At 63.6% G+C, this 23197-nt stretch carries 32 protein-coding genes; 27 read left to right on the forward strand and 5 right to left on the reverse strand.

The genetic code is table 11. The annotated features are described in order from the left end of the window. Positions 1-33 precede the first annotated feature (33 nt). From NBG84_RS26230 to NBG84_RS26335, 24 genes are all read left to right on the forward strand, one after another. Positions 34-300: a hypothetical protein gene (locus NBG84_RS26230; protein WP_250922069.1), complete on the forward strand. Its 267-nt coding sequence runs from the start codon at positions 34-36 to the stop codon at positions 298-300. After that, positions 297-842: a phiSA1p31-related protein gene (locus NBG84_RS26235; protein ID WP_250922070.1), complete on the forward strand. Its 546-nt coding sequence runs from the start codon at positions 297-299 to the stop codon at positions 840-842. Before NBG84_RS26230 ends, NBG84_RS26235 begins: the two co-directional genes overlap by 4 nt. Positions 843-913: 71 nt before the next feature. Beyond that, positions 914-1675 (forward strand): phiSA1p31-related protein, encoded by a 762-nt coding sequence (locus NBG84_RS26240; RefSeq protein WP_250922071.1) that lies wholly within the window; start codon positions 914-916, stop codon positions 1673-1675. Between the two features lie 62 nt (positions 1676-1737). Then, positions 1738-1932 (forward strand): hypothetical protein, encoded by a 195-nt coding sequence (locus NBG84_RS26245; protein WP_250922072.1) that lies wholly within the window; start codon positions 1738-1740, stop codon positions 1930-1932. Beyond that, positions 1932-2288 (forward strand): hypothetical protein, encoded by a 357-nt coding sequence (locus tag NBG84_RS26250; protein ID WP_250922073.1) that lies wholly within the window; start codon positions 1932-1934, stop codon positions 2286-2288. Before NBG84_RS26245 ends, NBG84_RS26250 begins: the two co-directional genes overlap by 1 nt. After that, positions 2285-2473 (forward strand): hypothetical protein, encoded by a 189-nt coding sequence (locus tag NBG84_RS26255; RefSeq protein ID WP_250922074.1) that lies wholly within the window; start codon positions 2285-2287, stop codon positions 2471-2473. Before NBG84_RS26250 ends, NBG84_RS26255 begins: the two co-directional genes overlap by 4 nt. Beyond that, entirely contained in the window at positions 2466-2804 is a 339-nt protein-coding gene (locus NBG84_RS26260; protein WP_250922075.1) for a hypothetical protein, read from the forward strand. Before NBG84_RS26255 ends, NBG84_RS26260 begins: the two co-directional genes overlap by 8 nt. Beyond that, the gene (locus NBG84_RS26265; RefSeq protein WP_250922076.1) at positions 2801-2971 is read left to right on the forward strand and encodes a hypothetical protein; all 171 of its coding nucleotides are present in this window, start codon (positions 2801-2803) and stop codon (positions 2969-2971) included. The genes NBG84_RS26260 and NBG84_RS26265 overlap by 4 nt, the downstream gene beginning before the upstream one ends. Next, positions 2968-3381: a hypothetical protein gene (locus NBG84_RS26270; RefSeq protein WP_250922077.1), complete on the forward strand. Its 414-nt coding sequence runs from the start codon at positions 2968-2970 to the stop codon at positions 3379-3381. Before NBG84_RS26265 ends, NBG84_RS26270 begins: the two co-directional genes overlap by 4 nt. Before the next feature lie 91 nt (positions 3382-3472). Next, positions 3473-3784 (forward strand): hypothetical protein, encoded by a 312-nt coding sequence (locus tag NBG84_RS26275; protein ID WP_250922078.1) that lies wholly within the window; start codon positions 3473-3475, stop codon positions 3782-3784. After that, positions 3781-3960, forward strand: coding sequence for a hypothetical protein (locus tag NBG84_RS26280; protein WP_250922079.1), 180 nt, complete (start codon positions 3781-3783; stop codon positions 3958-3960). The genes NBG84_RS26275 and NBG84_RS26280 overlap by 4 nt, the downstream gene beginning before the upstream one ends. Before the next feature lie 178 nt (positions 3961-4138). Then, entirely contained in the window at positions 4139-4345 is a 207-nt protein-coding gene (locus tag NBG84_RS26285) for a hypothetical protein (protein ID WP_250922080.1), read from the forward strand. A 420-nt stretch (positions 4346-4765) separates the two neighbouring features. After that, positions 4766-7246, forward strand: a complete 2481-nt coding sequence (locus NBG84_RS26290) for a phage/plasmid primase, P4 family (protein WP_250922081.1) — start codon at positions 4766-4768, stop codon at positions 7244-7246. Then, entirely contained in the window at positions 7243-9171 is a 1929-nt protein-coding gene (locus tag NBG84_RS26295; protein WP_250922082.1) for a DNA polymerase, read from the forward strand. The genes NBG84_RS26290 and NBG84_RS26295 overlap by 4 nt, the downstream gene beginning before the upstream one ends. Then, complete coding sequence (locus NBG84_RS41600) at positions 9168-9539, forward strand: HNH endonuclease (protein ID WP_425608699.1); 372 nt, start codon at positions 9168-9170, stop codon at positions 9537-9539. The genes NBG84_RS26295 and NBG84_RS41600 overlap by 4 nt, the downstream gene beginning before the upstream one ends. 129 nt (positions 9540-9668) lie before the next feature. Next, positions 9669-10184 (forward strand): DUF7169 domain-containing protein, encoded by a 516-nt coding sequence (locus tag NBG84_RS41605; RefSeq protein WP_425608700.1) that lies wholly within the window; start codon positions 9669-9671, stop codon positions 10182-10184. Between the two features lie 386 nt (positions 10185-10570). Beyond that, positions 10571-11299 (forward strand): hypothetical protein, encoded by a 729-nt coding sequence (locus NBG84_RS26300; RefSeq protein ID WP_250922083.1) that lies wholly within the window; start codon positions 10571-10573, stop codon positions 11297-11299. Between the two features lie 40 nt (positions 11300-11339). Next, a complete protein-coding gene (locus tag NBG84_RS26305; protein WP_250922084.1) occupies positions 11340-11501 on the forward strand; it encodes a hypothetical protein in 162 nt (53 codons plus the stop codon). A gap of 79 nt (positions 11502-11580) precedes the next feature. Further along, positions 11581-12327, forward strand: coding sequence for a hypothetical protein (locus NBG84_RS26310; RefSeq protein ID WP_250922085.1), 747 nt, complete (start codon positions 11581-11583; stop codon positions 12325-12327). A gap of 389 nt (positions 12328-12716) precedes the next feature. Beyond that, on the forward strand, positions 12717-13064 hold the full coding sequence (locus tag NBG84_RS26315) for a hypothetical protein (protein ID WP_250922086.1): 348 nt from the start codon (positions 12717-12719) through the stop codon (positions 13062-13064). Positions 13065-13089: 25 nt separating this feature from the next. Further along, positions 13090-14475 (forward strand): hypothetical protein, encoded by a 1386-nt coding sequence (locus NBG84_RS26320; protein WP_250922087.1) that lies wholly within the window; start codon positions 13090-13092, stop codon positions 14473-14475. Positions 14476-14571: 96 nt separating this feature from the next. Next, a complete protein-coding gene (locus tag NBG84_RS26325) occupies positions 14572-15300 on the forward strand; it encodes a MerR family transcriptional regulator (protein WP_250922088.1) in 729 nt (242 codons plus the stop codon). 10 nt (positions 15301-15310) lie between these two features. Beyond that, positions 15311-15673 carry a hypothetical protein gene (locus tag NBG84_RS26330; protein ID WP_250922089.1) on the forward strand — a complete coding sequence of 121 codons (363 nt, stop codon included), beginning with the start codon at positions 15311-15313 and terminating at the stop codon, positions 15671-15673. A gap of 41 nt (positions 15674-15714) precedes the next feature. Beyond that, positions 15715-15951 carry a hypothetical protein gene (locus tag NBG84_RS26335; protein WP_250922090.1) on the forward strand — a complete coding sequence of 79 codons (237 nt, stop codon included), beginning with the start codon at positions 15715-15717 and terminating at the stop codon, positions 15949-15951. Between the two features lie 54 nt (positions 15952-16005). Here NBG84_RS26335 and NBG84_RS26340 read toward each other — a convergent pair whose 3' ends face one another. From NBG84_RS26340 to NBG84_RS26360, 5 genes are all read right to left on the reverse strand, one after another. Further along, positions 16006-16200: a DUF397 domain-containing protein gene (locus NBG84_RS26340; RefSeq protein WP_250922091.1), complete on the reverse strand. Its 195-nt coding sequence runs from the start codon at positions 16198-16200 to the stop codon at positions 16006-16008. Next, positions 16197-17045, reverse strand: a complete 849-nt coding sequence (locus tag NBG84_RS26345) for a helix-turn-helix domain-containing protein (RefSeq protein WP_308312114.1) — start codon at positions 17043-17045, stop codon at positions 16197-16199. The genes NBG84_RS26340 and NBG84_RS26345 overlap by 4 nt, the downstream gene beginning before the upstream one ends. Positions 17046-17535: 490 nt before the next feature. After that, complete coding sequence (locus NBG84_RS26350; RefSeq protein WP_250922093.1) at positions 17536-17754, reverse strand: hypothetical protein; 219 nt, start codon at positions 17752-17754, stop codon at positions 17536-17538. A gap of 246 nt (positions 17755-18000) precedes the next feature. Continuing rightward, positions 18001-18753 (reverse strand): acyl-CoA thioesterase, encoded by a 753-nt coding sequence (locus NBG84_RS26355; RefSeq protein ID WP_250922094.1) that lies wholly within the window; start codon positions 18751-18753, stop codon positions 18001-18003. Between the two features lie 34 nt (positions 18754-18787). Next, the gene (locus NBG84_RS26360) at positions 18788-21361 is read right to left on the reverse strand and encodes a DEAD/DEAH box helicase (RefSeq protein WP_250922095.1); all 2574 of its coding nucleotides are present in this window, start codon (positions 21359-21361) and stop codon (positions 18788-18790) included. Between the two features lie 99 nt (positions 21362-21460). Here NBG84_RS26360 and NBG84_RS26365 point away from each other — a divergent pair, with 99 nt between their 5' ends. The 3 genes from NBG84_RS26365 (at position 21461) to NBG84_RS26375 (ending at position 23126) form a co-directional block, all read left to right on the forward strand. After that, positions 21461-22252 carry a metal-dependent hydrolase gene (locus NBG84_RS26365; protein ID WP_250922096.1) on the forward strand — a complete coding sequence of 264 codons (792 nt, stop codon included), beginning with the start codon at positions 21461-21463 and terminating at the stop codon, positions 22250-22252. A gap of 242 nt (positions 22253-22494) precedes the next feature. Continuing rightward, positions 22495-22752, forward strand: a complete 258-nt coding sequence (locus NBG84_RS26370) for a hypothetical protein (RefSeq protein ID WP_250922097.1) — start codon at positions 22495-22497, stop codon at positions 22750-22752. A 5-nt stretch (positions 22753-22757) separates the two neighbouring features. Then, a complete protein-coding gene (locus NBG84_RS26375) occupies positions 22758-23126 on the forward strand; it encodes a PIN domain-containing protein (protein ID WP_250922126.1) in 369 nt (122 codons plus the stop codon). Positions 23127-23197 lie beyond the last annotated feature (71 nt).

Below are 23197 nucleotides of genomic sequence, written 5' to 3' on the forward strand. Positions count from 1 at the left end.
TCACGCTAGACACTCACATCGAGGAGAGCACTCATGGCTAAGGCACGCTTGACCGACTTCACCGGAGCTGAGATCCGCCCCGGGTCTCTCATCGCCTACCCAACCCGTCAAGGAAACCGCGTACGAGCGACAGAAGCGATTGTCCTGGAAACCCAAAGCAACCGATCCACCGGACGTGTTGTGCCGATGCTGAAGGTCAAGCCGACCGGTCGGGAATCCGGCTTTGTCGCACGCAAGACGCTGGCCGTTCGCACTGTCAGTGCGGAGCACGTTGTGGTGATTGGGGAGACGACGGTATGACGACGTTCAAGGTCGGCGACAGGGTTAGGTATGAGGCTCGCAAAGGTGCAGCCAAGTACGGCGTTGTGACCTACGGACCGTACCGATCCATGCACGGCAACGCTACCTACCTCGTGCGGCTCGACGGTGACAACCGGTGGGAATGGGTTCTGTCCGGGGACACATTGAAGGCGGTTCGTAGCGTTGCCGTCGGCGACAGTCTGACACTGTCAGGAACCCGCCACACCGTCGAAGCGGGTCCCTTCCGGGGTGTCGATGACACCGACGACTGGTTCGTTCTCAAGAGGGATAGCGGACACGAGATGCGAACGGCATCGGAGCTGGAGCAAGCCTCAGATCATCGTCGGGCCCGCACGTACGAGCACAACGGCGTCACATACGATCTCACTGCGAAGTATCTGGACAGCGAACGCGACGTGTGGTCCTTCACCGGACGGACTGACCCGGATGGCACACCGCGCGTGACGATGACCGACCACGTGGACAACCGCGACACCGTCGCAGAGATCGCAAACGTCTGGGGTCCCCTCATCAAGGTCTGACCACCCCATCCTGGCCCCTGCGCATCGACGACGCAGGGGCTCATACACGTAGCACTCATGGAGGAGACAGCATGGCAGTGTTCAAGGTGGGCGACGTTGTGGTTATGTCGACGAGGGGCGGCGCCAAGGCGACGGTGGAGTACGGACCGTACACCCATGTGGCGTTGAGGGCCGCGGAGTACCTCGTGAAGATGGTCGACGGTGACGATGTCGGGAAGTGTGTCTCAGCCTTCCCTGAGGCTCTGAGGCTGAGTACAACGTTTGCGGTGGGGGATCGAGTCCGGCCGTCCACCTCGATGACGGAGTACATCGTCGAAGCCGGCCCGTACCAGGGGCATGGAGAGTGGTACGCCATTCGCGACGATGAGGGCAAGGTGTGGTCCAGTTCGCCGATGGGGCGGCTGGATCTCGTTTCTCCGGCTGAACCTGTGAAGGTTGGTGACCGGGTGCGGGTTCTCAAGGATGATCAGAACCTGAGGCCTGGCGAGTTCAGCGGAAAGACGGGAACTGTTCGGAACATCCGCGCAGACTCCAGCCTTCCGTACAAGGTGGAGTTCGCTAGCGACCAAGGCACGCCATACAACTCATGGTGGGTCGAGGACGTCGAGAAGATCGCTACCCCCGACAAGTCAGATGCTGGTACGTACACCTACAGAGGCGTCACGTATGACCTAAACGACGAATACATCGATCGGGACGACGACGTCTGGCGGTTCCAGCGTGTGAACGGAGTAGTCCGTGGCAACTACGGACCACGCAGGCGATACGTCGACGACGACAGTTGCAGTCTGGAGTACGCGGTGGACTACTACGGACCGCTGACCAAGGCCTAACCACACCTCAGCCCCCGGTGACTTCGGTCCCGGGGGCTTTGGGCGTAGGAGGTGGACGAGCCTTGACAGCAATTCACACCATCGAAGACGCCAACGCACCCGCCCTTGGCGACCTACGCAACGCCGGCCCGGACGATTGTGTCTACGTCTTCCACTCCGCGACATCGCGCAAGGACTGGCCGAAGTACTGGGAAGCGGTCGGGGTGGCGTTCAGCAGGGGCGCGTTTGTGCACGTTGTGAATCGGGAGGAGAGCTGATGGCAACCGACGGCGGACTCAACGAAATGGAACAGTGGCGATCCGTTGTGGAGTACCAAACACGTAAGCTCAATCCGGAGCACCATTGGCGAGACAACCGCCACGTTCCCATCTACCTGGACGAGTGGCACGACGAGATCCAGACCGATGTCCGCGGACCGTATCAGTCGGCAGAGAACGCACGTCGGCAGGCGACCCGGGACGCTGTGTCGCGAGAGAAGCCCTCGTACGTCAGATACGGAAACCCGAGCGTCTCGACGTCGCGTGTCGTCCGCGTCTACATCGAGCGCACATCCCTGGCATGGGAGCCGTTCGACGTGCGTGACCTTGAGTCGAAGAAGTGGGGTGGCGGGTGAGGGCCTACTTCAAGCCCCGCAAGGTACATCCGATCTGCCTTTACCTCACAGCCGACGAGCCAGAGCAGTTGCTCCGCCTCGTCGGCCGTGATCCAGGATTGATCAAACGCAACACACTGCGCGACATCATCCCGCGCATCGTCGGACGAGCGGTCGAAGAGATGAAGGGGAGCGTCAATGACTGACACACTTCGTCGTTTCAAAGACTGCGACGGCGACACGTGGGAAGAGTACGAGCCGGGATGGCTGAAGTTGGTCGAGCGTGCCAACGGGAAGACGATGTTCGTGGGGTCCATGGTGTCCATTGAGGATGTCGCGAGCGACCACGGACCGCTGACTGAGGTTCGTCCTGACGTCGATGTGCGCGCGCTTCTGGCTGACGTGTTGGTGGATCTTGCCGAGGTTGCCCGCTCCGCGTACTGGGAGGCCGTAGACCCCGTCGAGGAGCGTGTCTTCGACCGACTGAGTGACATGTTCAGCGGCAAGTCGCGGGAGCTGCGGAGTGAGCGCGCATGAGCCCTGACGGAGTGACGGGTACGAGAGCTCCTGACCACTACAAGGGCGTCCCCGTCCCTCCCGCGCTTGATGGCGAGTGGAACGGGATGTGCGGCTACTGGTTCCGCAGGGGCGTCGACGAGACAGACGCAGCGCTTCAGCGAGCGTTGGAAGGGACGTCCGCATGACGATGGAGATCGACGGCGAGAACTGGGAGATCACTCCATCCGTGTGGGCGGTCTTCGAAGACTGGTACGGAGACAAGGCGTACCGGCAGGCTGGTTTCGTTGCGGAGTTCGAAGCGGCCGTCAGGAAGCAGGTGGACGCGGAGCGTTCTGCGACACCTGAGACGAGCGTCCGCATCGATATGGAGTCCGTCATCCGTGCCGGCGGAGAGTGGCAGCCCATCGGAGGCGGCATCGAGGCACGGACCGTGGAGAGTGACCTCGTGGGTACTATCCGACTTCGGCACGTCGGGGACACCTTGAGCTATCTCGGTGACGTCCACGACGTCGTGGAGGCTGATCTAGTTGACACGGGTGTCGACTACTGGGAGTACAGGGTGTGGGTTGAGCCGCCCGTGGCTGACGATGACTAACCCCTCGAAAGCCAAAGGTTCCGCATGGGAATCGCTCTGGACTACCTACATCCGCGAACACCACAACCCTGCCGCCCATCGCAACGTGCAGATGGGTTCGAAGGACATCGGTGACGTTAGCGGCTACTACCTCCATGCTGCGGAGCTGAAGGCAGAGAAGACGATCACACTCGCCGACTACATCGCACAGGCCAACCGGGAGGCGACCCATGCCGGCCAGCCCTTCGGCTGTGCGGTGGTCAAGAGGAGGATGAAGGGCGTCGCGGACGGCTACGTCGTGCGGGATGTGCGGACCGATGTGCGGCTGATGAACCGGCTGCTGGATATGGAGGAGGCTCTCCAGGATCGCGACTTCGACCGCTGGTACGACATCGACAAACAGCACCGGGAGGCAGCGGCATGAGTGACGCGCAACGAACACGTGACGGAAGCGGTGTCGGGATCTTCCGCAGCAAGAATGACGATGCGAGCGACGAGGGCGTATCCGAGTTCCACTTCGTGGACGAGACGCTTTATCTCTGCCACGAGCACGATCACTACTGCCCGGACGGAGCACTTCCGCGAGAGGAGGCAGTGTGAAGGCAAATGCCAGACCTCTACCGGAGCCGCAGGGGTGTGCCGCGTGCGGTGTTCCCCGCCCTCACGGCTGGCAGTGGACTGAGTCAGTTGGTCTGCATCAGTGGCAATGTCCAGCTGACTCGCTCGTCCTGGCCCGGATGAAGGACCGTCGTCGAGCCGCCAGACAGAAGGACGAAGTATGAAGCGAGCAACCATTGAGTTCACCGCAACCCTCGTCGTCGCTGAGGACGGTGACGAGTGGGAGGGCGGTGAGATGTCGACGGACGATGCCTACGGCTGGATTCAGCACGCTCTCGCCCGCGGAGACAAGCACGCATCGGGCTACATCACCTACGGCGGAATGGCAACGTCGATCACTTACGAAGAGGTCGACGACGAGGAGTAGCACCACAACTTGCCTGAGTCGATCACTTTACTGACTCAGGCAAGTAGCCGATCCAAGCAAGTTTGGGGCGTCCTTCGGGGCGCCCCTTTCGGCATGCTCGAAAGAGGAGAGCGCGAGTGAAAAGCCGATTCGATCCGTACAACGACGAGATTTGGAACTGCTGGTGCTCGCTGTGTATGGACCTAGCAAGCGCCCATACGCGCCACATACCGAGCGCTCTGGACGCCGCATCCGACGTCCTGTTCGAGGCGCTGGAAGCCGGCACACACAAGCACCAAGGGCCGCGCGTGTCACTCGTGAAATGGGACCCGTCGAAGTATCGCAAAAGCGGTTGGGAGATGCGTGAAGGGCTCGGAATCGGCGTGACCATCGGTGGAGTCACAGGGTCTGTGCGTACGTGACGAGCGAGAGGAGAACCCGTTGAAGTTGACTGACATCCTGTCGCGACTGAAGGGCGTAGAGGGGGATCACGATGGACATGTCGCGCTGTGTCCAGTCCATAACGACCGGATGCATCCCAGCCTCAAGCTCACGCTCAAGGACGACGGCCGGCTCCTCGTCGTCTGCCGTACTGGGTGCTCGACGGACGACATCCTGCGGAGGCTCAACCTCACCCCGAAGGATCTCTTCGACGTCGACGGCCAGGGCACCCGCACCATCAGCGCGAAGGCTCCGGAAACCGTAGGTATCCCGGAGATCGCGGGGCTTCGCGCGTTCGTCGACGGCACGTCGAGAGTGCTGGAGACTTCGGAGGAGGCAGTCGAGTACCTATCCCGTCGCTTCGGCCTGAGCTTGGAGGCTGCGCAAGATCTCGACGTCGGATACGCCGTTCCCGCTGATCGTCCACAGCCTTGGCTGTCTCGCGGATTCACCCGGCATCCTCGTATTACCGTCCCGCTGACCGGATTCGACGGCATCATCCGCGGACTCCAGGGTCGCGACATCGGGGGGAAGTGCCGCGCCAGGTGGATGAGCCTGACCAACGTTCCAGGCAAGGTCTGGTCGAAGTACGGCATCCTCGCGTCCGGCAGCGGTTATGACACGATCATCGTGACAGAAGGCCCAGGTGACGGTCTGACTGTTGTCGGTGTCGGATACGACGCGCTCATCATCCGCGGTGCCGGACTGGCGAACAATTCGCAGCTCGTCGCGGAGCTCGTCGAAGGACTGCGTGGTCGAGATGTTGTTCTGGGATTCGACCCGGATACAGCAGGGGAACGAGGTACGAGCTCGATCGCTTCGGCTCTGATCGCTGATGGTCAAACTGTTCGCCGGCTGAGGTTCCCGAACCTCGGAGAAGACATCACTGCGTGGCGGGAACGAGTCCCCGATGCGTTCGCTGACGAGTTTCACCAGGCCGTGCGTTCTGCGGCCGTGGTTGAAGCATCTCCTCCACCTGCTCTTCATGAGGTCGACGAGGACGTGACGGCTACAGATGCCGCACTGGCCACGATGAGCGGCAGCGCTCGTCAGATGTTCGATGCGACGGACGTCGGGATCGCGGTTCGTCTTCGCGACTTCATGGCGCGTGACGGTGGGGGAGTGCGGTACGCCCGCGGACTTGGCTTCCTCGTCTGGGACGGAACGATCTGGACTCCGGGTGAAGCGAAGGTTCGAGAGTCGTTGCATCTCATGGGGGCGGAGCTGATTGCGAGTGGGGAGGAATCGAATAGGCGGCTAGCGCTGAAGGCGTTGTCGAACAGGTCCATCGACGCTGTCCTCAAGGAACTCCCATCCGTCCCCGGTGTGCCGGCGAAGGCGAGCGACTTCGACGCCCATCACGAGCTGCTGTCCGTGGCGAACGGAACGGTCAACCTCCGCACGGGCGACCTAACCCCCCATAGTCCGTCGGACATGATCACGAAGCGACTGACGGTGGCGTATTACCCGGATGCCCCTGCGGTCCGGTGGAATCAGTTCCTCGGAGAGGTGTTCCCCGAACACCGCGAACTCCCCTCATTCATGCGGCGGCTCGTCGGTTATGGGATAACGGGGTCGACGTCCGAGCATTGCTTTGCGTTTCTGCACGGGCAGGGGAGCAACGGAAAGAGTGTGTTCCTGGACGCACTTATCTACGTGTTCACAGGCATCACACAGGCAACACAGTTCAGCACCTTTGAGAAGTCGGTGAATGTCGGTCAGGCGTCTCCGGAGCTGGCCTCTCTTCGCGGGGCTAGGCTCGTGACGGCAAGCGAGACAGAGAAGTACAGCCGCCTGGCCGAAGCCCTCGTCAAACAGCTCACGGGCGGCGACCCGATCACGTGCCGCTTCCTGAACCAGAACCCGTTCACGTACGTTCCCAGCTTCCTACTCATGGTCGCCGGGAACTTCAAGCCGGCGATCCTGTCGCAGGACGCGGGAACGTGGAGGCGGGTCAAGCTGGTCCCCTTCGACGCGACCTTCTCCTACGCCCTGGGGAACAAGGACACAACGCTGCCCGCCAAGCTCCGTGAGGAAGCGGAGGGCATCCTTGCGTGGGCTGTGGCCGGGGCCGTGGAGTGGTACGCGACCGGACTCGGTGAGCCCTCCTCCGTCGTCACCGCCACGCGGGACTACCGCGAGAGCGAAGACCGCCTGGAGCCCTTCATCGAGGCGTGTCTCGTGCGGGAAGAAGGCGCACGTGTAGGCCCTATGGCCGTCCGTCGCGCCTACAAGGACTGGGCGGAGGACGCAGCGCTTGACCGTAAGGAGATCCTCTCCGGCTGGGCACTTTCGCTGGAACTGGAGTCGCGCAAGTTCAAGAAGGACAAACGGAAGGGTCAATGGGGCTTCAACGGCATTCGACTCATGACGGATGCAGAGAAGGAGTCCGCAAGTCGACTTGCGGAGGGCTTTGACGAGCCGGCTGAACAAACGGAGGAGCCCATGGACATCTTCGGCCAGACCAAGGAGGCAGCGTGATCGAGTATTCGTTTCCAGTATTGGGACAGCAGATCCCCGTCCGTGTGCCTCAGGCCGTCGAAGACTTCCAGGCGTTCCAGCGGTACATCATCGATCGTGCCAATGCTGGTGAACGTGTCGCCTATGACACAGAGACCACAGGTTTGGCAACCTACAGCCGAGACTTCCGCATCCGAACAGCGCAGTTCGGCACACCCAACCAGGCATGGGTTCTCCAGGTAGAGAAGGGGAGCGACCTTCAGCGCCTGTCCTCGTGGGCACTCCGAACTCTGCCAGCGCTCTCCATGCAGAACCGAAACTTCGACATGCTGGCCTCCGACAGGCACTTGCCCGGAATCACGCTGGAGAAGTTGGCTCCGAAGACTCTCGACACCTACATCCACCTGCACCTCTCCGATCCTCGTCGACGGGACCAGGGCGGTATAGGCAACGGCCTGAAGGACGCCAGCGCCCACTACGTCGATCCGTCAGCACCGGACACGGCTGCCGGCCTCTACGACGAGTTCCACAAGATCGGACACACGAAAGACACCGGCTGGCGACACATCGACATCGACAACCCTCTTTACCTCTCTTACGCCGGCGGGGACGTGATCCTGACGTCTCGACTCTTGCCGAAAGTGCAGGCGCGCGTCGCGGAACTGGGCATCAACCCCTCGCTCATCCCTTTCGAGCACGAGGTGGGGTACGTCTGCGCCTTGATCGAGCGTCGCGGAATGCGCATTGATCGGGAGTACACAACCCGACTCTCCGCGGAGTTGTCGGACGAGTCGGCCAGGTGGGCTGAAGAAGCTCGGAAGTACGGCGTTGAGAACATTAACTCCACACGTCAGGTGTCGGCCGCACTGCTGGGCATGGGGGAGGAGATCAAGGAACGAACTGCTGGAGGTGCTGTTCAGGTCGATGGCAATGTTCTGAAGCGCCTGGCCGACGTCGACCGGCAATGGGACCCGATCGGGTCTCGCACGCCCAACCCCTTGGCCATGGCGATCCTCCGCAGCAAGAGGGCCTCGAAGTGGAGGACCAGCTACGCGGATGCCATGCTCAGGACCGCGGACGAGAACGATCGGGTGCATCCCAAGATCGGCGCGTTGGCCGCTCGTACTGCGCGGATGTCGATCTCTGACCCCCCGTTCCAACAACTTCCGTCGGGCAAGTGGGAGGTGCGACGGGCAGTCATTGCCGACGAGGGACACCGGATGATCTCCGTGGACTACTCGTCGGTCGAACCGCGGGTCATGGCGGCTCTGAGTGGCGACGAGCGGATGACGGCCGCGATCCTCCGCGGCGATGACCTGCACAATTTGACGGCAGCGTCGGTCTACGGACCGGACTTCGTACCGGCTCAGAGGAAGGTGGCCAAGGTGGTGCAACTCGGGGTCGCCTATGGGGGAGGAGCGAAGACAATCGCAGCACAGACCGGTCTCACGCTCCCTGAGGCGCAGGCTGCTGTCCGCGGATACAAGCGAACCTATCCAAGGTTGGCCCGGTACATCCGAAGCCTGCAAGCGCAAGTCATCCGCGATGGCTACACACTGCGCACCCCGTCGGGACGCCGGCTCGTCTTCGATCGTGATGCTGCCTACGCCAGCTTCAACGGGGAGATCCAGAGCACCGCAAGGGACATCTTTGCGCAAGGGCTGTTGGAGATTCACGCCCGTGGTCTGACGCAGCACGTGCTGCTTCCGGTCCATGACGAAATCATCGCAGACGCCACTGACAACGAGGCTCCGGACATTGCCCGGGAAATTGGTGAGGCCATGACGATGACCCTACGCGGCATCCCACTCGGAACCGATCCCGACGTCGGTGGAGCGTCGTGGGGCTCGCTCTACATGAAGACGGCGAACACGATGATCGACAACGATCCGTGGTACCGAGCCAATCCGGAGGCGGCACACATCGCGGAGCGGGAGCGGGGGTGACGTCAACCGAGCGACTTGAGCGGCTAGAAATCCATCCCCGTAACTGCCGTGTACGGTTTCCACGTCCCGTCCCAAGACCCATACACATCACGCCCATCCGTCGCATTCCTGACCCTCCCACTCTGTCTCGTCGTGACGTTCTGCGACGGTGGGAGGAACTGGAGTGGTGGAGCTGTACCTACTGCGACAGAGCATTCAGCGAAACGCTGGCTGCGGAGGTGGACCATATTCGTCCGCTTGCGAGAGGTGGTCTTCACATATTCGCCAACCTGACACCTGCGTGCGGGCCATGCAACGCCTCCAAGGGCGGCCAACTGGTCGCAGAATGGTTGAGCGTTCGGGCTGGTCAAGTGGGGCTCGATCAATAAGTCGACATCGACGAGGGGTATCTGACGCTGTGACATGTGGACTTGTGAGGATGCCTTCACATCATCACGGTTGGGTAACGGAACTCTGTTGACCGGGAGGTGAGTCGTACGACAAAACCGCAGGTGACAATGAGTCGGTCGACACAAGTCAGGGTGACCTTGCCTGACGCCGCGTACCGAGTATCCGGACGAACTGGACTGAATCGACCAACTGCATTCGGACGGGGTCTGATTGCTGGAGGAGGCAGCGTGACCTACAGTTCGGCCCACGCCACAGATGGGCGGCATCTGGCACATCTGATAGACGCACTCGATCGCGATCTGTCAGAACTGCGTCAAATGGTGTCCGCGTGTGGTGCGGCTGTGAATGCGCCGGGACGACGGCCCGACGTGGACGCGGACGGAACTGGTCGCCGAGTCAGTAGCGGTCCGTCTCGCCCGACAGAGCGGTACGCGCTAGACGAGACCCGTGAGGATCTCCAGTGCGAACTCAATATCGGAGCCACGCGCCTGACGCACGCCATAGCGCATGTGCGCGGCATCACCGCATCCATGGACCGCGCTCTCTCCCGATGGGAGGGACGCGATGAGTCTGTCAGTGGGAGCACGGATGATCCTGATTACGGGGCCTCAGGCCACGTCTGAGCAGTGCCGGCAGCTAGATGAGATGTCCGGCCTGCTGGGTGCGGAGCGCGCCGATAGTGACGGTGTGGACTGGTCCACCGCCACAGCCATGTACGCACTCCACGGGTGGGAAGGATGTCCCGCAGCTTCGGCGGATATCGCCATTGCCGGTTGTGCGGGACTGCCCATCATTGAATTCCCTGAGCCTCCGTAAGTCGACTCACGGAGCTGTGGCCGACTCGCGGTGCTCACCCCACTGGATGCCGCGAAGTCGACCACGGCAGCGAATGTGACCCAAGCCACATTGGAAAACCGAAACAACACTGGATCTCCCCCACATAACTCCTGCACACGGAACAACGCACAACGGAGGTAGCGGGATGAGTACCACTCAGATCACGACCGAGATGATCCAGCAAGCCCAGGGCGGCGACTCTGACGCCATGTGGCGCGTGATCATCTCGTTCGATGGCGTCATCCGCCAGATCATTCGGTCCGTCGCCGCATCTGCCCGCCCGGACGACGTCGACGATCTGATGCAGGAGGCACGCGCGGTTATCTGCCAGAAGATCCGCGACTACACCACCGACGCTGACGCTGCCCAGCTGGCCACCTTCCTCCACTTGGCACTCCGAAGGGCTATCGCCACGGCGTGGGTGCGGATGACGCACGGTCTCACCGTCGAGCCGATCGCCGTACTCACTGTCAAGCGTGCGCTATGGGATGCCGACGGCGACACCGAAGCGGCCTGGGTGATGGTCGGCTCGTCGGACAACGCGAAGCGCCGCATGTCTAGGGAGACCTTCGTGTCAGTCCTGGATGCCCTTCAAGACACATCCTCGCTGGACAAGCCCGCGGACGAGACCGGACTGACCTTGGCCGACACGATTGCTGAGTCGGTCGACGAAATTGAGGACCCCACGGAGCGCCGGCAGCTGGCCTATTGGCTGCTGGAACAGATCAAGGCGCGCCACTCATACGTGCTCAGGGCCTACTACGGGATCGGCATGACCGCCATGTCCGACGCTGAGGTCTGCGATGACATGGGACTGAAGCCGGTGGCGGTCAGGATGTTGCGCCTCAGGGGGATCACCCGTGCGCGACAGGTAGCCGAACGCGTCGGTCTCTCAGCGTGAAGTACTCATTCAACTCGCCCCTACCCCAAGGACTCGACCCATGCCCCGTGCCTCTCTCCCTGCTCTCGACGCCTACGACCTCCAGGGCGTCCGCTCCGACGAAGCAGCCCTGTGGGGCGACGACGTGCGGATGTTGATCGACTCCGCGACCGATTGGGAGTACCTCGTCGACGCGCTTGATCTGGTCGACGAGTTCGTATGATTCATCAAGTCAAAGATGTTGTGTCGGACGACACAACCTGTCATTCTGGTTGTACGAGCTACTCATGGAGGCGTCTCCGATGGCATCTGACTTCCGGGAAACCACACTCCGAGTGACCGGCGCCGAGCGGGTCATCCGAACTGAGCGCAAGGGCACGGTGAAGCATCTGGAAGCGGCTCACACCAAGGCCGTGAAGGCAGCGCTCCTTGAGATGCGTAAAGCGGCTGCGCCGGCGTTGCGCGACCGTCCGATGCTCATGGACCGTGGCGGCAACTGGGTCGACTGGGGCAAGCAGGCTGATCGGTGGGAGCGCGGGACGTTTCCCTCACGAGTAGGTGTCGATGTATGGACCGTCCGACGTCCCTTTCCCAAAGTGAGGTTCACCGAAGAGGTCCCGGCCGATCTCATCAAGATCGGCCCGACAGAGTACGCCACGATGGAAGCTGCGGCGTCGATGGGTGTCGGCGAGATTGCCGAAGAGGTTCTTCCTGGCCTATTCCTTCGTCGGTTCGGGATCGACGAGTGGGCGCTGGCTATGCCATCTACGGCTGACGATTACCGTCCCGACGGATACCACGTTGGAACTCTCTTCGCGGTGCGGAAGCGAGCTCGTCAGGTGGCTGTGGAAGAACTGAGCATCTTTGACTGGACCCGAACAGCCGACGAGATGCGTGCGGATGAGCTGCTGGTGGCGACGGTTCAGGTCATCCGGTGGCGTGAGCAAGTGGCCCGCAAGCCGTCGGACATTCTGGCGCGAGATGCGTTGCGTGAGGCGAGAGAGGCCCTCGAAGCTCTCTCGTCCAACACGCCGGCCGTAGCCGCGTAGCCGTGGTGTCGTCCCTGCCAATTGCGCTGGCGGGGACGACACCAGCTCCGGACCAAGCGTGATGCTGCGGGATCGAATCCCGCCCGGGGCACTCGAAACACTCGCACTGCAAGGGAGACACCATGAAGGCGCGTAGGGGATACCAAGTCACCGATGCGAATGGGACCAAGTGGGTCGGCGACTGCGCACGGTGGGCTGAGGCGGCTCGCAGGATGGGTCGGACCGTCGCATCGATTCGCATCTACGGGCGGGGAAAGTGGCCTTGCTCGGCATGCATGTACAGCCTGACCCACTGAGTCACAGCCCCGGGACGGTCCAGCCGTACGAGCGTCATAGCTCACCCGGGGCACGCAAGCACCTCACGTACTGGAGTGATCAATATGCTCTACATGATCTATCCCTTCTCGCTCCCGCCTTTTGGAGAGCTCACGTCCCTGCATTTCGACGGAGTCAACTGCATCTACTGCCACGACCGGCACCCCTCCCGGGCCGTCGGTAGGATCCGCGGGCAGATGCTCTACGCCCACCCCGAGTGCGCTGAACAACACCGCATCGTGGACGAACTCACCATCCCTGCCCGAGACATTCGCCGTGGCGATCGGTTCGACCGTCACACGAGGACGTGGACCGCCACGTGCGACGCCGTACGTCACCTGAACGGCAGCGTCGTTGTATCGACAGTAGGTGGGGGAACGGTCTACCTGCCGGCCGGTGCGGAGGTCGTCGTCACGAGGTAGGAAGGCGAGATGGTTACACGGGGTTGTGTCGGACGACACAACTGTGCGACTATGGGGCTCCATTAGGGACTCACGGAGGTACGGGATGAAGCACGAGAGCTACAAGGGCCGGAAGTTGAAGACGGTCAAAGGTCGGGAGTACGGCTACGTCCGCCACTTCGTCAACGGTGTCAACCTTGGACGGCACATGGGTGATGAGGAGTCCGCTCTCGACTACCTGCGTCGCACCATCGACTTCGCTGACGAGGTTGGCGTAAGCAGTGGCCGGATGGGTGCCGAGTGGTACGCCCCGGGAACCTTCGAGCTGTGCGAGGAAGGTCACCCGAAGGAGATCGGTGGGGATTGTGGCCACCACTGGTGTGTGGAACAGCGCTCGGAGCTTGCGCCGGCGACTGCCGAGGGCGGCGACACCCCCGCCGAGATTGCGTCTGCCAGCCTTCTCCAGCCGTGGGAGCGTGACCTACTGGCGCAGCCCGTCGTCACAACACCCCGCTACACCACAGCGGATGAGAACGCAGCCACCGAGCCGGCCCCCGCGGATACCGCACCCGCGCGCAGGGTCATTGCGGAGTTCCGCCAGGTGTGCACGAACTCTCAGGAGTGGACCATGGAGGATCACTTGACCTTGACGGCGCCCCTGGAGAATAGCGACCCGTTCGAGTACATCAAGGCACCCCACGCGGATGTGTGGCAGTCAGCGGCTAGCGAGATGCTCCAAGTGCAGGGCTGGCGTGTCGTGGAAGAGTGGGAGTACTTCGCAGGTCCGAACGTCTGGAGGGCGCGCGTGGAGCCTCTGGTGGATGCGATCAACGAGCCGGTGAAGCCGGAGCCCGTCAAGGCGCCTGAAGAGGCGGCAGCGGACAGTGCATCGCAGGCCCCTGCGGACACTGCACCAACGCCTACTGCCAACCCTGCCCGTCGATACGTTGTGACGTTCGACCGGCGCCCTGGGTTGGGCGTGGGTGGGTTTGACGGGTTGCGTCGCATGACGCTGGCTGAAGCGCAGGCGGTGCTACGTACAGCTGCTGCATTCAAGCGTGGACGGGTCATCAACGTCGAGTCACTGAAAGAGGTTTCCGACGACGACATCACGAGGCAGTCCGTCGACGCGTACCCCCAGCGCGAATACCCCCTGCTGGGATTCGGCGCACCGCAATGCATCCACGGCAATGCTCCGAATCCCGCCGCAACGGGCAAGCCCATCCAGGAATGCCGCGATGCCCGAGGGACCGATGACTTCGGTGTCTTCAGCGATGAAGGCTGCATTTACACCTATGACTGTGCGGTCGACGTTGCCAATGAGGCCGTGAAGGAGAGCGCGGAATCCGACTACATCACGTGGTCGAAGGTCTGCACCGACCACGCCGAACAGCCGGCAGGCACTTGCGCGGAGTGCAACAGCGACGACTGATCGCCCGCCTTGGGTGCCCCTGTCAATTGCGCTGACGGGGGCACCCTCACGGCTACTCACAGCCATTCACACGCCCTTGTACACTCCTGAGGAGCCATGACCACCAACCGCACCCCCTGGCACGTCAGAGCCGCCCACAAGTACGGCCAGTCCGCCGTCCTCTACGCCGCATTGGCCCTCAGTGCCCCTGGTGAGTACGCACTCGCCACCATGGCCGGCTGGTCCCCGTACGTCGCGTGGCTCATGCCGGCCGTGATGAGCCTGTACGCGGCTATCGGCGCCAGTGTGGCGAAGTCGCAGAAGACTGTGGCCCGGAAGGCGATCGGTACGCCGTTGGAGGCTGAGGCTCGACGTCGGTCCAAGAACGCCACCACTGGCGCGCTGCTGGCACTGCTCATGGCGACGGCCGCACAGATCACCTGGCACGTCATCACGGCCGACGCGTTCGGTCCGCGGCTGTGGGTGGTCGTTGTTGTGTCGGCAGTACCCCCGCTGGTGGCCGCTCACGTCCTCCATATCGATCCACCGATGGAGCTGCCGGAGGAGTTTCATGAGGCACCCGCACAGAAGCCGCTGATGGTCTCTCAGGAGCCTGTCAGCGAGGCGGTGAAGGAAGTGCCCACGGGGCCTGAGAACGCCCCGGAGATGCCCGTTCTCGTCTCCTACGCGGACGCTGCGGAGGCGTTGGATGTAGCACCGGAGACAGTCCGCGGATGGGCCAACGATGGACGCGTGACCAAGTACGACGGACCGACGGCTCATACCCGTCGGGTGGACTTGAGAGAATGCAAGGCGTGGCAGTCGCGACGGCTTGCGGGAGTGTGAGGAGAGATCAATGCGATACACCATTGAGGATGAAGACGGGGACTACCTAACGGTGGAAGCCGGAGCCGAAACCATCGCTGCGGATGGTGAGGTGAGGGTGTTCGGGCCCGCAACTGAGCGAACCGTCGGCCACGATGAGCCATCGACTGTGATCAGCTACACCCCCGCGCAAGCACGGGAACTGGCCGCTGCACTCGACCGTGCCGCAGACGAAGCAGAATCGGGGACCTCGGTGGAGGCGCGACTCCGCACGGAGCTGGCGGCGATCGACGATGTGCTTCGCGAAGCAGGTATCGAATACCCGCTGGGCGTGCGTGGCGTAAAGGACCTGGCTGGAATGCTGGAACTTGCACGGGAGGGGGACGACGAGTAGTGACCGGCCCGATTGTCACCGACACAAGAGAGACTGAACCCATGACCTTGGACGACGGCGCATACAAGACACTGACCCTGTTGGAGGTCACCGGGAATGCCCCCGTGACGGCCACGGCGAAGCGCTCGTTTCCGCTCCTCCGTCGACTGGTCGACGCGGGGTACGTACGCACGTACCACGTCGGCGAAGACGCGTGGATGTCGATCACGGAGGCTGGCAAGAAGGCGCTGGTCGATCATCGGTCTGCACCACGCAGAGGCGGAGAGAAAGGCAACTAGCTCCACCAGAGAGCCCCTGTCACGGTGACAGGGGCTCTTTGCGTTTCCGGATCGTCAGGCGACGTCGCCAGACTTCACGCCGGAGACGAAGGCGGTCCATGTGTGGCCACCCACGACGATCACGGGGTCAGGACGCTTAGAGTCGCGCACGGGCATCACGCCAGAGCCGCCGTGAGCAACCTCCACACAGTTGTTGCCTCCGTCGCTGTAGCTGGACTTAGTCCAGGACAGGTCAGATCGGATGATCATAGTGAGTCCTTCAGTCGAACGATGAGGTCGGCGGAGGTGTCGACCGGCAGCGCAGCAGCCCGAAGCCTCTCGAACGCTGAGCAATAGATCGACACTTCCGCGGTGTCCTCAACGTACAACGCACTGGTCAGGTGCTCCACCAGGACGACGTCCAAGTCTGCGCTCTCTGGGAAGCCGATGATGGTGCAGGGTCCGGCCATGCCTGGATGGGGTGAAGAGGTCAGTGGGAGAACCTGTATGGACACGTGTGGCAGCTCTCCAAGCTCCAGCAGTCGGCGCAGCTGGTCTCGCATGACGGCTCGATCAGCCATGTGTGGCCGGAGTGCAGCCTCGTGGATGATCGCCCAGACCTCCAGCGGCTCGGGACGCGTCAGCACGGACTGTCGAGCCATCCTGACTTCGACGAGAGCGTTCACCATCTCGGGGGCCGACGTCATGTTGATCGCGGTGATCGTCGAACGGGCGTACGCAGAGGTCTGAAGCAGACCCGGAACCAATGTCGTCTGGAACGTTCGCAGGTTGCGAGCGTCGGCTTCCAGACTGATCAGGTCCGCGTATGCCGGCGAAATGATGTCCCGGTAGGTCTGCCACCACCCGCGACGAGCCCCGTCGCGTGCAAGGCTGTGGAGCATGCCGCGCTTGGACTCGTCTGTCACTCCGTAGATATCAAGGAGAGTGGACAGATCGTCCGCCTTGACGCCAGTGCGAGCGGTCTCGATCCGGGATGCCTTCACCGAGTTGATCGGCGTCCGGGCTTGAACGTCGTCGAGCGTTAAACCCATAGCCTCGCGCAGCCGACGCAACTCGGCTCCTAGACGACGGCGTCGCACCGTAGGTCCACTCACGGTCCCCTCCAACCAGCGGTATCAGTCCGAAGTTTTCCACAGCTAGGTCTTTACCGCCCAAGTGAATATGCAAGTTTTCATTTCTGTGGTTCGACTTGCATTTACTGGTCCCCGATGGACACACTACTAGTGCCAGTCCGCACACAGCGGGTGATCTCAGGAATGTGAGAGGAGGCTGACCTATGTCGTCTCCGCAGTCCGTCGAGTTAGACGAGCTTGGCCGTCCCAAACCGCCCGAACCAGGTACTGGATGCGGCATCTGTGAAGCACTGGTTAAGCAGTGGAAGCAGGCAACAGAGCCGTACAGTCCGGCCTTTGATCGATCCCATGCGACGGATCTAGCTGTGGAGATTCGTCGGCATCCAGATCACTACCGGACGCAGCAATGACTGGTGGCGAGCGCGGATACCGATACGACGCGTCGTTCATGGCTGACCTGCGTGCGACGGTGGACCGGGTACGAGCCGAGAAGACTGCCAACCTGACGTGGCTAGAGGCCATAGTGCCGCAGGTGCAGCGCATAGCGGCCGTCGTCAGTGGCGCTGAGGAGACTCCCTGTCGATCCGTCAGGGTGCTGCCGGCTGCGATGGTCGACGGTCTGGCGTCCGTGTGCGGCCTGGACGTCTCGGGGCTCATCATCCGGTGCGTCGTCGGTGACGTCGGGCACCCGGGATGCCATGCCGGAGAGATCCCAGGCGTCGGAGTCCACATGTGGGAGTGACCCCCAGACCGCCGCTCCGGGCGCGTGAACGTCTCGGCATCCCCGAGACCGTTACCCCGTCACAGGTCCGGTGCGGTTCAGACCCGCGCGCCCCTTCTATGAAGGCCAGTGCGCGGAAGGGGCGGGCAGGGTGCGTTGACGGTGAGGTCGGCTCCGTGCCCTGTCCGCTCATGAGCCCCGGTCGATCTCTTCCCCCAGAGGGAGCGACCGGGGCTCAGTCACGTCAGCGGTTACCTACGCATGAGCCAGGACCCTAGGGTGTGAATACTGCTCTTTTGAATGGTCCAGCGACGCCATATCGAAGCCGCGCGGTCCCCACAGCGGTTCAATCGGGATACGGACGGCGTCCAGCAGCGTCATATCGCTGGCGTACGTCAGCGCACAGGTGTGGACCAGCGGATCATCACCCAGGGGTCCCACGGCACGCATCCACACGGCGCTCCGCGGGTCCGTACGCTTCTTCTCGATCTCCTCCGGAGTCCAGCGCAGCCGCTCCACATAGCGGATGTCGAAGGGTTGACGGCGTGCCATCCGCTCCAGGGCCTCGGGCAGCGCTCCCAGATGGGCCCGGATCTCATCAGGCAGGGTGGGCAGGGTCTCCGGGTCCGGGAAGTCCAGGCGCGGCGGTAGCTGATGCTCGATACCGCCCTCCTCCGGGCGATGGAAGGAGGCGGTCAGATTGAAGATCGTCCGCCCCTCCTGGACCGCGGTGACCCGGCGGGTGGTGAAGGACCGGCCATCCCGGATCCGTTCGACCTGGTAGACGATCGGCACGCCGGGACGCCCCGGACGCAGGAAGTAGGCGTGGAGGGAGTGCACCGGGCGCTCGCCGTCCGTGGTGCGCCCCGCCGCGACCAGCGCCTGGCCCGCCACCTGCCCGCCGAAGACGCGCTGGAGCGACTCATGGGGGCTGAGCCCGCGGAAGATGTTCACCTCGATCCGTTCCAGATCGAGTAGGTCCACCAGACGCTCGGCCGGGTTTGTCATCGTCTCTCCTCCGTCAGCGGTGCCGGTGGGCGGTTCAGAGCTGCCCGACCGAGGTGACCCGGACGATGGCCCGACCCTCCTCGTCAGACGCGGCCAGATCGACTTCCGCGCTGATGCCCCAGTCATGGTCGCCCTTGGGGTCGGCGAAGATCTGACGGACGCGCCACAATCCGTGCTGTTCGTCCTCCTCGATCAGGAGCAGCCTGGGCCCGCGGGCGTCCGGGCCCGTGCCGAGCTCCTCGTACTCGTCCCAGTAGGCGTCCATGGCCTCGCCCCAGGCGTCCTTGTCCCAACCCGACTCCGCGTCCAACTCACCGAGGTCGAAGACCTTGTCGAGCGCGGCGAGCTCCACCCGGCGGAACATGGCGTTGCGGACCAGCACTCGGAAGGCACGTGCGTTGGCCGTGACCGGCTTGACCTGGTCGGCCTTCTCCTGAGCCTGCTCCGCGGTCTCCACCTCGGGGTTCGCCAGCTGCTCCCACTCGTCCAGCAGACTGGAGTCCACCTGGCGCACCATCTCACCGAGCCAGGCGGTCAGATCCTCCAGGTCCTCGGACTTCAGATCGTCCGGGATGGTGTGCTCCAGCGCCTTGTAGGCGCCCGCGAGATAGCGCAGCACGATGCCCTCGGTGCGGGCCAGCTCATAGAACGAGGTGAACTCGGTGAACGTCAGCGCTCGTTCGTACATGTCGCGGATGACGGACTTCGGGGAGACGGGATGGTCGCCGACCCAGGGATGACTCGTGCGGTAGAGGTTGTACCCGTGCCACAGCAGCTCCTCCAGCGGCTTGGGGTAGGTCACCTCCTGGAGCCGTTCCATCCGCTCCTCGTACTCGACACCGTCGGCCTTCATCAGCGCGACCGCCTCACCGCGCGCCTTGTTCTGCTGCGCGGCGAGGATCTGCCGCGGATCGTCCAGCGTGGACTCCACCACCGAGACCATGTCCAGGGCGTACGAGGGGGATTCGGGGTCCAGCAGCTCAAAGGCCGCCAGCGCGAAGGTGGAGAGCGGTTGGTTGAGCGCGAAGTTCTGCTGGAGGTCGACGGTGAGCCGCACGATACGGCCCTGGTCATCGGGCTCGTCCAACTTCTCGATCACACCGCCGTCGAGCAGCGAGCGGTAGATGGCGATGGCACGGCGGATGTGGCGCAACTGGTTGCGGCGCGGCTCGTGGTTGTCCTCAAGGAGCCTGCGCATCGCTTCAAAGGCATTGCCGGGCCGCGCGATCACCGACAGCAGCATGGTGTGGGTGACCCTGAAGCGTGAGGTCAGCGGCTCGGGATCGGAGTCGATGAGCTTGTCGAAGGTGGTGTCCGACCAGGCGACAAAGCCCTCCGGCGCCTTCTTGCGGACGACCTTCCGGCGCTTCTTGGGGTCATCGCCCGCCTTGTTGAGCGCCTTGTCGTTCTCGATGACGTGCTCGGGCGCCTGGGCGGCGACCAGTCCCGCCGTATCGAACCCGGCGCGCCCCGCGCGGCCGGCGATCTGGTGGAACTCACGGGCCCGCAGGGTGCGTACCCGGGTGCCGTCGTACTTGGTGAGCGCGGTGAACAGCACTGTGCGGATGGGCACGTTGACCCCGACGCCCAGGGTGTCCGTACCGCAGATCACCTTCAGCAGACCCGCCTGGGCGAGCTTCTCCACCAGGCGCCGGTACTTGGGGAGCATGCCGGCGTGGTGGACGCCGATGCCGTGCCGTACGAAACGCGAGAGGTTGCGGCCGAACTTGGTGGTGAACCGGAAACCGCCGATCATGTCGGCGATCTGGTCCTTCTCCTGGCGCGAGCACATGTTGATGCTCATCAGCGACTGGGCCCGCTCCACGGCCGCCGCCTGGGTGAAGTGCACGATGTACACGGGCGCCTGCCGGGTCTCCAGCAGTTCGGTGATTGTCTCGGTGATCGGTGTGCGCCGGTACTCGTACGACAGCGGGACCGGGCGGGTCGCCGAGCGTACGACCGCGGTGGGGCGGCCGGTACGGCGGGTCAGGTCCCCCTCGAAGCGGGAGACATCACCGAGGGTGGCCGACATCAGGATGAACTGTGCCTGCGGCAGTTCGAGGAGGGGGATCTGCCAGGCCCAGCCGCGATCCGGCTCGGCGTAGAAGTGGAACTCGTCCATCACCACCTGACCGATGTCGGCGTCCCTGCCGTCGCGCAGGGCGATCGAGGCGAGGACTTCCGCGGTGCAGCAGATCACCGGTGCGTCGGCGTTCACGGAGGCGTCGCCCGTGAGCATCCCCACGTTCTCCGTGCCGAAGAGTTTGCAGAGATCGAAGAACTTCTCCGACACCAGTGCCTTGATCGGCGCGGTGTAGAAGGTGACCTGGTCCTTTGCCAGGGCCGTGAAGTGCGCTCCCGCCGCGACCAGGCTCTTGCCGGAGCCGGTGGGCGTGGAGAGGATCACATTGGCCCCGGAGACCACCTCGATCAGCGCCTCCTCCTGTGCCGGGTAGAGCGAGATGCCCTGACCCTCGGCCCAGGAGGAGAAGGCCTCGAAGAGGGCATCGGGGTCGGCATCCGGCGGCAGCTGATCGATAAGGGTCACGCCCCCATCTTGCCTGTCTTCCGACCGGATCAGGGAACCGGACAGCGGACGAAAGATCACGAACGGTACGCTGATCAGTCAACTGGGCTTGACCAGCAGAGGTGATGGCCGCTTCGGCGGCGGAAGCGGCGCGAGAGCGGCGGGGGCGGGGAAAAGATCATGATGGGGCCTGCGCACTCACTGTCCGGGGCGGCGGCATGGCTGGGGGTGGGTGCGGCCACCGCTGCGGCGGGGCATCCGATGCCCTGGCCGGTGCTCGTCGTCGGGGCGCTGATCTGTGCGGGGGCGGCACTCGCCCCCGATCTGGACCACAAGGCGGCGACGATATCCCGGGCCTTCGGACCGATCTCCCGCGGAGTGTGCGAGGTCGTCGACAAGCTCTCGTACGCCGTCTACCAAGCGACGAAGAAGCCCGGCGACAAGCGTAGAACCGGTGGTCACCGCACCCTGACCCATACCTGGCTCTTCGCGGTCATGATCGGCGGCGGGGCCTCCGCGCTGGCGGTCACCGGTGGACGGTGGGCGGTGCTGGCCATTCTCTTCGTCCATCTGGTGCTCGCGGTCGAGGGCCTGCTCTGGCGGGCGGCCCGGGTCTCCAGCGATGTTCTGGTGTGGCTGCTCGGCGCGACGAGTGCCTGGATCCTGGCGGGGCTGCTCGACAAGCCGGGCAACGGCGCCGACTGGTTGTTCAACGCCCCGGGGCAGGAGTACCTGTGGCTGGGGCTGCCGATTGTGCTCGGAGCCCTGGTACATGACATCGGTGATGCCCTGACCGTCTCCGGCTGCCCGATCCTGTGGCCCATCCCGCTCGGGAACAAGCGGTGGTATCCGATCGGGCCGCCGAAGGCGATGCGTTTCCGGGCCGGTAGCTGGGTGGAGCTCAAGGTGCTGATGCCGGTCTTCATGCTGCTCGGGGGAGTGGGTGGGGCATCCGCACTCAATGTGATCTGAGCGACGGGCCGCTGGGGGCGGGAGCCGGGAGCGGTCGAGTCCATCGCCGTGGTGGGGCGCTGCCCGCCGTGGCCGAGGAGGGGACCCCGCGTGGTTCGCGATGGTCCCTCGGCGCCATCGGGTAGGCCCGGCGGGACAGGGGAGGCGGCCGATGGGGAGCCGGAAGGTTCCCCTGTTTGACTGTTCGCACTATGGGTACGGGTACGTACCCGTACCCATGAGGGATGGACAGGAGCTCTGCGATGCCCGATGCCAATATCCGTATCCCCGAGGAAGCCAGAGACCGCCTCGCCGCCATAGCGGCGGGTGAGGGGCTGTCGCTACGTGCCTATCTGGCCCGTCTCGCCGAGACACTGCTGACGCCCGTAGAGAGAGCCGAGCGTGCCGAGAAGGCAAGGGCCGCACTGGCTCGGTGGAATGGCTACGCGCCGACGGCGGCCGAGGAACGCGACCTGGACACCGAACTGGACCGGCGCCTCGCGCGGTCGACCGCCCAGTGAGCGAGATGCACATCGTCCTCGATGAAACCGCGATGATCGCAGCAGGCCAGGGGAACGCCCTCGCCTCCCGCCTGATCCATCGAGCCCACACCGAAGCGGGCTGGTACCTCTACGCGCCGACCTGTGCGTTGGTCGAAGCGGACCGCGCCCGGCCGGGAACCGCCGAGCATCTGGCCGCCCTGCCGGGTATCACCGTCCTCGACCTGGAGCTGCCCACCGCCCTGGCCATCGCGCGGGAATCGACCTGGGCCCTGGCACACAGCCGTCATGCTGCTCAGCCCATCCCGGACCGCCCCGATGGGGCGATCATCGCCACCACCGCATCCGATCGGTGGACACACCAGCCGGTACGTGTCCTCGACCTCAACCCCTGACGGTGGGGAAGCTGGAGGTGCGGGCCGGGCTCCTGGCTGCTCGTCGGTGCGGATGACCTGCGCGGTGCCGT

This window comes from Streptomyces albipurpureus, assembly GCF_023701525.1.
GTDB classification, from domain to species: domain Bacteria; phylum Actinomycetota; class Actinomycetes; order Streptomycetales; family Streptomycetaceae; genus Streptomyces; species Streptomyces albipurpureus.